The sequence below is a fragment of the Pelorhabdus rhamnosifermentans genome, from assembly GCF_018835585.1.
Taxonomy (GTDB): Bacteria; Bacillota; Negativicutes; order UMGS1260; family UMGS1260; genus Pelorhabdus; species Pelorhabdus rhamnosifermentans.
Map to the genome: position 1 here is coordinate 53,115 of NZ_JAHGVE010000026.1, position 10,753 is coordinate 63,867.

Here is a 10,753-nt window from a genome sequence, read left to right on the forward strand (position 1 = left end):
AAGCGGACAGAGAATTAGTTAAATAATGGAGTGTGTGATATATGAAAAAAGTAGTATTTAGCGAAAGTGCGCCTAAAGCAATTGGTCCGTACTCTCAGGCTATTAAGGCCAATGGCTTTTTGTTTATTTCAGGTCAACTGCCTGTTTTTCCAGCAACTGGTGAATTTGCTGTTGGCGGTATTGAAGGTCAAACTAAGCAATCTCTGGAAAACCTGAAGGCAATATTAGTAGCGGAAAGTCTGTCTTTTGATAATGTTGTAAAAACAACGGTATTTCTCAAAGATATGAATGATTTTGTTGCTATGAATAATGTGTATGCAAAATATTTCATTAAAGATTGTCCTGCCAGAGCTTGTATACAGGTTGCTAAATTGCCTAAAGATGCCTTGGTGGAGATTGAACTAGTTGCCGTGTGTTAAATATGGATAAGCAAACAGACTTGCATTTATTGCAAGTCTAGTTTGCTTTCACGTGAAAGGTATATCAACATTTCACTTGGTGTCTATAAGTCTGAATAATAGAGGCGTAGTAAAATATGATACAAAATACATTTAAATTTAGAATCATAGGACTACTTGTAGCGTTTTCTTTTTTGTCAGCAGCAGTAATTGGTGGAGTTAGTTCCTATATGAATGTTAGTGCAACTAAAGAGAACATTTTCAGTAGCAATCAAACCATTGCAACACAAATTTCTTATGAAATTGAGCGATTTATGGACGACAATGCTCAGCTAATCAAAACATTGTCTTTGTCACCGACTGCTTATTCGATGGATGCAACCAAACTAGGTGAATTGCTTAGGATTGCACAAAAAAACAATCCGGAATTCCAAACAATTTATGCTATGAATGCGGCTGGAATGCAAATTGCCAAAACATCATCAACGACTATGAACAATAAAGTCAACGCAGATTATTTTAAAAAAGGGATGGCTGATAATCTCTATTTTTCGGATGTGTACATATCAGCAGTGTCAAAAACACCGACAATTACAATTTCTACGCCAATTAAAGATCCAAACGGAAAAATTCTGGGTGTGTTAGCTGGTGATATAAGTCTCGAGAGCATTTGGAAAATTACGGAGCGGACCAAGATTGGTAAATCAGGTTATATTGATATTGTAGACAGCAAAGGAGGGTTAATTGCCCATCCTGACAAAGAAAGAGTTATCAAAAATGAAAGTATTAGCCAAGAAAACTACGTGCAAAGGGTCATATCTGGAAATAACGGCAATGCAGAAACTATGTCATCAGTCCAAATTGAATCGTTAATTGCTTTTTCTCCTATCAAAACTTACAATTGGGGAGTAATTACGTATTTACCTACAAGTGAATTTACTGGCAATATGAAGCGTGCTTTACTGATTATGGCAGTCTTAATGTTGCTTGCCATAATTATAGCGGTTGCTACAGCTATTTATGTAGCTGGAAATATGACCAAACCGCTTAATCGACTAGTGAATGCTGCTGATAAAATTGCTGGCGGTGATTTGAGTCAGAAAATACAAGTTTCTGGTATGCTTGAAATTAATCAATTGGCAGTATCACTTGAAAAAATGCGTGAAGATTTGAAGAATATTATTCATGAAATTATGACCTCAGCCGGACATGTTTTATCAGCTTCTGAGCAGCTTTCAACTAACACAGAGCAGTCAGCTCAGGCTACGGGAATGGTGGCTGATACAATAACTGAGTTGGCTAAAGGTTCTGATAAACAGGTTTCTGCAATTGGAACCACTTCTTCTGTGGTGGAGCAAGTATCAGGCGGGATTCAAAAAGTATCGGAAAATGCTAACAATATGACGGTCATAGCTGACCAGGCAGCATTAGCAGCGCAAGATGGCGGAAAATCAGTTGAGACTGTCATGAAGCAGATGAGTGTTATTGAAAAAACAGTGACTAATTCGGCAGAGTCTGTAATGAGACTTGGTCAGCGTTCTCAGAAAATTGGTCAGATTGTAGAAACGATTTCCGGTATTGCTGGGCAAACTAATTTATTAGCGCTAAATGCTGCTATAGAGGCAGCAAGGGCTGGTGAACAAGGCCGTGGTTTTGCTGTAGTAGCCGAAGAAGTACGTAAATTAGCTGAACAGTCTCAGGGAGCGGCTAAGCAAATTGCCGAATTAATTATTGAAGTTCAGACAGAGACAGAAAAAGCAGTTATTGCAATGAATGATGGGACTCAGGAGGTTAAGGTGGGCAGTGAAGTGGTTCATACTGCAGGACAGGCCTTCGGAAAAATTGTCAATTTAGTCGAGCAGGTATCAGGACAAGTCAAAGATATTTCAGCAGCGATGCAACAAATGGCCTCGGAAAGTGAAATTATTGTAGATTCGATCCATGATATTGATTTGGTCAGTAAAGCGGCATCTGGGCATACCCAAACAGTATCGGCTACTAGTGAAGAACAAGCAGCATCTATAGAGGAAATCTCCAGTGCTAGCCAAGCCTTAGCAAAAATGGCAGAAGAACTGCAAGACACAGTCAAAAAGTTTAAAATATAATGGGCGGTTGTGTTCATGAATGAGTATCGGTAGCTAATGAAGAGCAGGCGGCTTCTATGAAAGAAAAATCAGTCGCCTGCCAATCTTAAGCCAAAAAGGCGAAAGAACTGTAGGACTTCGTAAAAAAATATTGTATAATTTTGTAAGATGAATGGGAGGATTACCATGGCAAAACTGTCTGTTGGCGATAAAATGCCGAATTTTAAATTTAATACAGCCTATGAGACAGGCAAAACGATAGAGGCTGTTCTTAAAGGAAAAGTGAGAACCGTTTTTTGGGTATTGCGTTACATCGGTTGCCCAACCTGCCGTTATGATATCCATCTGATGGCAACGCGCTATCAGGAATTTCTTGACCTAGATACTCAGATTTTTGTCGTAATGCAGAGTGATTCGGCCAATGTAAAGGAGAGCTTGCAGGATTCCGGTCTGCCTTTTGAAATAATTTGCGATACCAATATGGAGATTTATCGTAAGCTTGAGATTCCTGCTACGTCCTGCAAGGAGGAACGGATGCCCACGCTTCCGGAAGACCTTGCTAAATTGGAGGAGAAAAGAAAAAGGGTTAAGGAATTGGGTTTGGTGCATGGAAAGTACGAGGGAAATGAGCAGCAACTTCCCGCTTTGTTTGTGACGGAAGAGGATGGCACGGTACGTTATGTCCATTATGCCAAGAATAGCATTGATATGCCTACTGTGGATGAGATGTTGACATTATTAAAGGAATATAATTAAAGAAGTAAAAGAAGCCGGAACTGCTACAAGCGGCTTCTTTTCTATTTTGACATGAGAACTTTACTTTTCAATATTAGAAGTTTTTGCTGCATAATTTGTTAGATATTCAACAAATGCTTTTACGGCGGATAGCTCCAATGATGTTGCCTGATAGATTAACCACGTTTTTCTTATTAAAGGGGTTCCATTGGTCCACTGTAATTCACGGGTATAAAGCTGATCATGTTGTCTCAATCCGATAGCAGGCAATATGGCCCAACCAAGGCCATGGATAACCATTTGGCGACAAGTATCCATACTATCTACTTCCATAGAAATGTAGGGAGGACAAGAAAAAGATTGGCGCCACCATTTTTCAATAAGGATTTGTAGTGTAGAGTCTGTTTCATAGTTTATGCGTGGCTGCTTAGGCAAGTTGTAAAAGCTAATGGGATGCTTTGATACCAAGCAGATGGGTTCTTCACGCAGTAAATGTTTTTCTTCATGCCCCACATAATCACCGCGAATAATCGCAAGTGAAATTTCTTCTTTTTGTATTAAGCGATTAATTTTGTGGCTTAAACCAGTTTTAAGCGAGATTTCTACCTCAGGATAGCGAGTCAGAAAGCCTTTGAGTAGTCGTGGCAGTTCATAATGAGCATAAATAGAAGAACATCCTAAATGTAATGTACCTTGTACTTTATTTTCCATGTTTTTAATATTTTCTTTTGTTTTTTGCAATTTTATTAACATTTCTTTCATGTAGGACAGGAGATATTCCCCTTGAGGGGTCACTAAAATGCCATTTGGATTTCTCATGACAAGATTTGCGCCAAATTCTTTCTCAAGATTTTTTAGTCGGTAAGTAATGGCTGGCTGCGACATATAAAGACGCTCAGCAGCTTTGGTAATGTTTTTTTCTTCGAAAATAGTTTTTAAAATAATCCAATCTTTATCATCCATTGGTATCACCTTTACTTTTTAAGATAAAAAAAAATTATCGACTTTAATAAAATTAAAATATTTTATTTATTGAGTTTATTATACTATAATTTTGTTAAAGTTCAAATAATTATGGGATTATTGTTTATTCAATGTATTAAGGTGTAGGGTTGATCGTTGTTTTAATTCTAGAATGAAAAAAGGAGATTTATCATGGGTAAAAATTTATTTGAAAAAATTATTGCTTCACATTTAGTGTCAGGTACTATGACACCAGGCAGTGAGGTTGGCATTCGGATTGATCAGACGCTTACGCAGGATGCTTTAGGGACAATGGCTTATCTTCAATTTGAAGCGATGGGAGTTTCGACTGTAAAGACCCAGTCAGTTTCCTATGTGGACCACAATACGTTGCAGGACGGCTTTGAAAATGCCGATGATCATCGTTATCTTCAGACTGTTGCCGATAAACATGGTATTTTATATTCAAAAGCAGGTAACGGAATTTGCCATCAGGTTCACTTGGAACGGTTCAGCCGCCCCGGTATTACTCTTATTGGCTCTGACAGTCACACACCCACTTCCGGTGCAGTCGGTATGGTTGCCATGGGAGTAGGCGGGATGGATGTTGCGGTGGCCATGGCAGGAGGGGCTTTCTTTTTCAGTTATCCCAAGGTGATTCGCGTGAATTTGTATGGAGAATTGCAGCCCTGGGTTTCGGCCAAAGATATTATTTTAGAAATGCTTCGCACTCTGACAACAAAAGGTAATGTCGGCACAGTTGTCGAGTATGCTGGACCAGGCTTAGCTCAATTGACAGTGCCGGAGCGTTCGACAATCACCAATATGGGGGCAGAACTCGGTGTTACGACATCTATTTTTCCCAGTGATGAACTGACTAGAACATTTTTTAAAGCGCAAGGTCGTGAAGACGATTGGTGTGAATTAGGGCCTGATAAAGATGCTCATTATGATCGTGTCATTGATATTGATTTAGCGACGCTTGTGCCAAGTGTAGCCTGTCCTCATTCACCTGACAATGTTCGTACGATTCGTCAAATAGCTGGTCTAAAGGTTGACCAAGTATTAATTGGCAGCTGTACTAACTCCTCTTATCGTGATGTCATGATGGTAGCATCTATGCTTAAAGGCAAACATATTCATCCTCATGTCAGTCTGGGGATTGCACCAGGCAGTAAACAAGTCTTATCGATGATTGCCAAAAACGGTGCACTGAGCGATCTTGTTGCTGCTGGAGCACGTATTTTGGAAAGCACTTGTGGATTTTGCGTAGGCTGTGGGCAAGCACCGCAGACGCATGCTGTATCCCTTCGTACAAATAATCGCAATTTTGAAGGACGAAGCGGTACCAAAGATGCTCAGGTATATTTGGTGAGTCCGGAAACAGCCGTAGCCGCGGCTCTTAATGGTGTTGTAACTGATCCGCGTGATTTGAATCTTCCTTATCCTAAAATCGTTTTGCCGCCTATCTATGATATTGATGACAGCATGATTATTAAACCGTCCAATGATTTAGTAGTTGACGTATACCGTGGTCCCAATATTGGTGATCCACCGAAAAATACAGCTATGCCAACAGACTTAAAGGCGAAAGTAGCGATTAAAGTGGGCGATAAAATTACAACAGATCATATTATGCCTGCCGGTCCATTTTTGAAATACCGTTCAAATGTTCCGAAGTATAGCAATTATGTATTCTATCATATGAATCCGGAGTTTCCGGCCAAATGCCGAAATAACCGTGAACAAGGATTTGCCTCGATAATTGTAGCCGGTCTTAGTTATGGTCAGGGCTCATCACGTGAACATGCCGCATTGTGTCCTATGTATTTGGGAGTAAGAGTACTGTTAGCCAAGAGTGCCGAACGTATTCATTCAGCCAATTTGATTAATTTTGGCATACTTCAACTTACTTTTGTTGATGAGGCGGACTACGACCGCATCGATGTTGACGATGAATTGACGATTGACAACATTCATGAGGCAGTCAAGCAGGAAATCGTAATTGTGCGCAATGTTACAAAGGGGCTTGATATGAAAACTTCTTGCAATCTTACACCGCGTCAACGGGATATTGTGTTAAGCGGCGGATTGTTAAATTATACAAGTAAAGCCAAATAGTGAAGGAATGAGAGAATACATGGATTTGTTTATTGTTTTTAAGAGCATTATTAAGGCTGGGCCGACGGTTTTGCTTCCGATAGTTATTTTTCTATTTGCCGTTTGTTTTCGACTATCTATAGGCAAGGCAATACAAAGTGCATTAACTGTTGGCGCTGCTTTCGCAGGCTTGAAGTTAGTTATTGAGTTTTTGGCAAAAAGTTTAGGTCCTGCAACAAAAGCGATGGTTACACATATGGGCGTTCAATTGAATGTGATTGATATGGGTTTTGCCACAGTAGCTGCCATTGGCTGGAGCTCGCCTATTGTGCCCTTGATGGTTTTAGCACTTCTAGGGACGAACATTGCTTTATTGCTGCTCAATAAGACGAATACCTTAACTGTTGATATTTGGAATTATCATCATGCTCTCACTGTTGGTACTTTCGTTTACTTTGAGACAGACAACGTGACTGTTGCTGTGGCAGCAGCTGCTTGTACAGGGATGTTTGTGTATAAAATGGCGGACTGGGCTTCTCCCCTCGTAAGCAAGTATTACAAACTACCCGGTGTCACTATTCCGGCAATTCATGCCTTGATGAACTTGCCAATTGCGGTTCCGATTAATTGGCTGTTCGATCGAATACCGGGATTCAATAAGATCGATTTTAACATGGAAACGCTGCGAAAATATTTTGGCGTTTTTGGACAACCCTTGATGATAGGTTTAATTCTCGGCGTGGGTATTGGTTTTTTATCTGGCTATGATCCCTATCAAGCTTTTGGTCTAGGCATCAATATGGCGGCAGCCATGATGCTGTTGCCCAAAATGACGCATTTATTTGTCGAGGGGTTAAAACCGATTTCAGAACAAGCCAGAAAGGTGACGGACAAGAAATTTAAGGGAAGAAAGATTCTGATTGGACTCGATCCGGCTGTTCTCTTAGGTGACGCGGCTGTTATTACAACGGCATTATTGATGGTGCCGATTTTGCTTGGACTTGCTGTCATTATACCCGGTAACAAGCTTTTACCTTTTGCTGACTTAGCTGCGCTACCCTATAAGGTAGCGATGGTTGTTGCTTTGACAAATGGGAATATATTCCGAAGCCTTATTTTATGTACTATTGCTTTTATTCCTTATTTTTACCTGGGAACATGGACAGCACCCATGGTTACGGCAGCTGCAACAGCGGTCGGATTAGGTGATAGTATTCCAGCGGGCATGATGATTAGTTCGCTGACAGGTACGACGATGCCTATTACCTTTATCATTTATAAAGTATTTGTGGGAAATCTCATGATTACTGTGCCAATATTATTAGGCGTGTTTTTCGCTATCTGGTTCTTTATGGAGAAAAAAGTGATGCCAAAAGTAGAGTTAAGAGATAGTATTTCAGGTTGAAAAGGTATTGAATAGGGTGTACTTTTCACGATACATGGATTTTTTATGGGCTAATTTATAAAAATGAGGAGGAGAATAAGATGGGGGAGTATATAAAAATACCGGCAGTTTTGATGCGGGGCGGAACAAGTAAAGGCGTATACTTGTTGGCTCAAGATTTACCAGAAGATTTGTTGTTGCGGGACAAAGTTATTCTTGATATTTATGGCAGTCCTGATGTAAGACAAATCAATGGTATCGGTGGCGCAGATCCGTTAACTAGCAAAGTGGCCATTGTAGCAGCGTCAGACAGGGAAAATGTAGATGTAGACTATACTTTTGGGTATGTCGGCATTAAAGATGCAGTTGTAGATTATGAAGGGAACTGCGGTAATATGTCGTCTGGCGTGGGGCCATTTGCCATTGGACGGGGGCTTGTAACGATTACGGAGCCGATTACCAAGGTGAGAATTTACAATACGAACACGAAGAAAGTGATCGTAGCTGAAATTCCTGTAAAAGATGGTGAAGTGGTTACCGAAGGGGATTATGCTATTGACGGTGTGCCTGGTACGGGGGCGAAAATCGTTCTCAATTTTTTAAATTCCGGTGGATCTAAAACAGGTAAGTTACTTCCTACTGGCAATGTAATTGATGAGATCAGGCTGCAATGCGGTAAAAAAGTACGGGTAAGCTTGGTTGATGCAGCGAATCCGTCCGTTTTTGTCAAAGCGATTGATATCGGTTTGACTGGAGTGGAGTTACCGCAAGACACGGAAACAAAGCCGGAAATATTGGAAATTATGGAAGATATCCGGACAACGGCGGCTGTTATGATGGGGTTGGCTGCGAGTAAAGAACAAGTAGGGCCTGCTGTTCCTAAGGTTGCTTTTGTTTCAGCACCCCAGGAATATGTGACTATCAATGGTGTTACAGTGAAGGCCAATGATGTTGATTTGGTAGCAAGGACCAAAGCCATGGCGGTTATGCATAAGGCCTATGCTGTTACGGGTGGTATTTGTGTATCTACAGCAGCACTTATCGAGGGAACTGTAGTCAATGAGATAGTCAGTGAACGAGCGAAGCGTAGCGGCATTGTTCGGGTGGGACATCCTTCTGGTATTCTTGATTTTGAAATTAACCTTGAAAAAGAACAGAAAAACTGGCATCTTTCTAAGGCGGGAGTCAGTCGTACGGCAAAGCCAATTATGGATGGACAAGTATATGTTTCACGCAAGGTTTTCACTAAAGATTAATTATTGTATTAAATTTGCCAGATTGAGTAAAAATTGAGGAGAGTGTAGAAATGTTAGAAAGTAAGTCACCGTTTAAACCCCTCCATATTCTGATCGGGCTAGTGATTATGTCTGCCATTACTTTGATGCCACAGCTAGCGGGGCTTTCGACTGCAGGTCAAAAAGTACTTGGAGTGCTTGCTTTTGCCGTATATGTATGGATAACAGAAGCGATGCCTTATCCGATCAGCGCGATTGCCATCTGTTTCTTTATGGTGATGTTTCTAGGCTTTTCGCCGGAAAAAGGTACTGAAGGGAAATTGCTTGGAACGTCTAAAGCCATTCCGCTCGCAATGTCAGGCTTTATTAATTCCGGCTGGGTACTGGTCGCTTGCGGAATGTTTTTGGCGGAGGCTGTCCGTTTTACCGGTTTAGATCGTCGTATTGCTCTTAATATTTTACGAATTGTTGGGACTGAACCGAAGAAAATCATCGGAGGAACTATAATTGTTGGCTATGTATTGGCCTTTATCATTCCGTCCATCGCAGCACGTTCAGCGGCTATGATTCCCATTTCCATGGGGCTCATTACGGCTTTTAATCTTGATCTGAAAAGTGTTTTTTCTAGGCAGCTTATGTTAGTTACAGGAATGGTAGCGCCAATTACCGCGCTTATGGTACTAACGGCAGGGGCTCCAAATCCTTTTATAGTCGCCCTTATTGGCAGTACCTTAAATCATACAATTACTTGGACCGATTGGCTTATTTATGGGGGACCTTTTGCGATTGTGCTAGGGGTTATCATGTATATTCTTGTTATTACTTTGAACAAGTTTGAGCCACTCCCTGGCGGCCCTGCGCTTATTAAAAAATATATGGAAGAAATCGGGACCATTACGCCTAAAGAGAAACGTATGGGTATCATATTTCTTATTACGATCATTCTTTGGGGTACGGAAAATTGGCATCATATTGATGCCAACACCATTACACTCTTTGCTTGTTTGTTACTCTTTCTGCCCTATTCGGGAGTAGCTACCTGGAAGGAATTAAGTAACAGGGTGCAATGGGGTACTTTAGTCTTATTCGGTGTGGGGATATCGATTGGTACAGTATTATTGAAGACTGGTGCAGCAGCTTGGGGCGCGCAAGCTGCTCTAGGCAATTTAGGTCTCCAGAGCATGAGTTCGGCCATGATATTGACGGTTATTGCTGTGCCATTAATCGTGATTCGCTTGGCTTTTGCGAGTATTGTTGCATTAGCAGCTCTTGTTGTGCCAACAATACTTGGCCTGCTAGTTAGTTTTAATGATCCGAATATGTCTGTATGGAGTATAACCTTAATATCGTCGTTTCTTGTATATTTTTCTTTTATTCTTCCAGTAAATACGCCAGCTACATTGCTCACCTATGCTACTGATACGTATGAACTCAAAGATATGTTTAAAGTGGGAATTCCACTAACAATTATCGGGCTGGGCGTATATATATTATTTACACATACTTACTGGCACTGGATAGGATTGATTTGATATAAGGTTATGGCCACCACTTTTCGTGGTGGTTCTGATTTTTACTTCGACAATAGCGAATGACTGTTAAAAATACCATGTTTGGCGAATATACACTTGGAGGGATAAAGATGAGTCAGATTAAAAAAATGGCAATCGCCGGAACGATGGAATCCAATGATATCCTAATTACCGTCGCCCCGGCAGCAGCCGGAGCGGGGATCGCAATTGAACTAACGAGTCCTGTATTAAAGCAATACGGCAGTCAAATGAAAGCCATAATTGAAGAAGTTTTAGCTGAGCATCATGTAACAGATGCCGTCATTAATGGCAGTGATAAAGG

General features: G+C 40.8%; 9 protein-coding genes. 8 read left to right on the top strand and 1 reads right to left on the bottom strand.

What is annotated here, in order from left to right:
* The first annotated feature begins 41 nt into the window (after positions 1-41).
* The 3 genes from Ga0466249_RS21525 (at position 42) to Ga0466249_RS21535 (ending at position 3,238) form a co-directional block, all read left to right on the top strand.
* Positions 42-419, top strand: coding sequence for a RidA family protein (locus Ga0466249_RS21525; protein ID WP_215831546.1), 378 nt, complete (start codon positions 42-44; stop codon positions 417-419).
* A gap of 116 nt (positions 420-535) precedes the next feature.
* A complete protein-coding gene (locus Ga0466249_RS21530) occupies positions 536-2,503 on the top strand; it encodes a methyl-accepting chemotaxis protein (RefSeq protein ID WP_215831547.1) in 1,968 nt (655 codons plus the stop codon).
* A 165-nt stretch (positions 2,504-2,668) separates the two neighbouring features.
* Positions 2,669-3,238: a redoxin domain-containing protein gene (locus Ga0466249_RS21535; RefSeq protein ID WP_215831548.1), complete on the top strand. Its 570-nt coding sequence runs from the start codon at positions 2,669-2,671 to the stop codon at positions 3,236-3,238.
* A 60-nt stretch (positions 3,239-3,298) separates the two neighbouring features.
* On the opposite strand, the gene Ga0466249_RS21540 is transcribed toward Ga0466249_RS21535, so the two are convergent.
* Positions 3,299-4,180 carry a LysR family transcriptional regulator gene (locus tag Ga0466249_RS21540; RefSeq protein WP_215831549.1) on the bottom strand — a complete coding sequence of 294 codons (882 nt, stop codon included), beginning with the start codon at positions 4,178-4,180 and terminating at the stop codon, positions 3,299-3,301.
* Between the two features lie 192 nt (positions 4,181-4,372).
* On the opposite strand from Ga0466249_RS21540, the gene Ga0466249_RS21545 reads away from it, so the two are divergent.
* From Ga0466249_RS21545 to Ga0466249_RS21565, 5 genes are all read left to right on the top strand, one after another.
* Positions 4,373-6,301 carry an aconitate hydratase gene (locus Ga0466249_RS21545; protein WP_215831550.1) on the top strand — a complete coding sequence of 643 codons (1,929 nt, stop codon included), beginning with the start codon at positions 4,373-4,375 and terminating at the stop codon, positions 6,299-6,301.
* Between the two features lie 19 nt (positions 6,302-6,320).
* The gene (locus Ga0466249_RS21550) at positions 6,321-7,685 is read left to right on the top strand and encodes a PTS galactitol transporter subunit IIC (protein ID WP_215831551.1); all 1,365 of its coding nucleotides are present in this window, start codon (positions 6,321-6,323) and stop codon (positions 7,683-7,685) included.
* Positions 7,686-7,765: 80 nt separating this feature from the next.
* On the top strand, positions 7,766-8,920 hold the full coding sequence (locus Ga0466249_RS21555) for a 2-methylaconitate cis-trans isomerase PrpF family protein (RefSeq protein WP_215831552.1): 1,155 nt from the start codon (positions 7,766-7,768) through the stop codon (positions 8,918-8,920).
* Positions 8,921-8,970: 50 nt separating this feature from the next.
* Entirely contained in the window at positions 8,971-10,431 is a 1,461-nt protein-coding gene (locus Ga0466249_RS21560) for an SLC13 family permease (protein WP_215831553.1), read from the top strand.
* 110 nt (positions 10,432-10,541) lie between these two features.
* Positions 10,542-10,753 (top strand): citrate lyase subunit gamma (locus Ga0466249_RS21565; RefSeq protein WP_215831554.1); only part of this gene is annotated, 212 nt, incomplete at its 3' end.

Coding starts and splice junctions, on each gene's coding strand:
- Ga0466249_RS21550 (WP_215831551.1), top strand. CDS start 6,321: ATGGATTTGTTTATTGTTTTTAAGAGCATTATTAAGGCTGGGCCGACG.
- Ga0466249_RS21540 (WP_215831549.1), bottom strand. CDS start 4,180: ATGGATGATAAAGATTGGATTATTTTAAAAACTATTTTCGAAGAAAAA.
- Ga0466249_RS21555 (WP_215831552.1), top strand. CDS start 7,766: ATGGGGGAGTATATAAAAATACCGGCAGTTTTGATGCGGGGCGGAACA.
- Ga0466249_RS21525 (WP_215831546.1), top strand. CDS start 42: ATGAAAAAAGTAGTATTTAGCGAAAGTGCGCCTAAAGCAATTGGTCCG.
- Ga0466249_RS21545 (WP_215831550.1), top strand. CDS start 4,373: ATGGGTAAAAATTTATTTGAAAAAATTATTGCTTCACATTTAGTGTCA.
- Ga0466249_RS21530 (WP_215831547.1), top strand. CDS start 536: ATGATACAAAATACATTTAAATTTAGAATCATAGGACTACTTGTAGCG.
- Ga0466249_RS21560 (WP_215831553.1), top strand. CDS start 8,971: ATGTTAGAAAGTAAGTCACCGTTTAAACCCCTCCATATTCTGATCGGG.
- Ga0466249_RS21535 (WP_215831548.1), top strand. CDS start 2,669: ATGGCAAAACTGTCTGTTGGCGATAAAATGCCGAATTTTAAATTTAAT.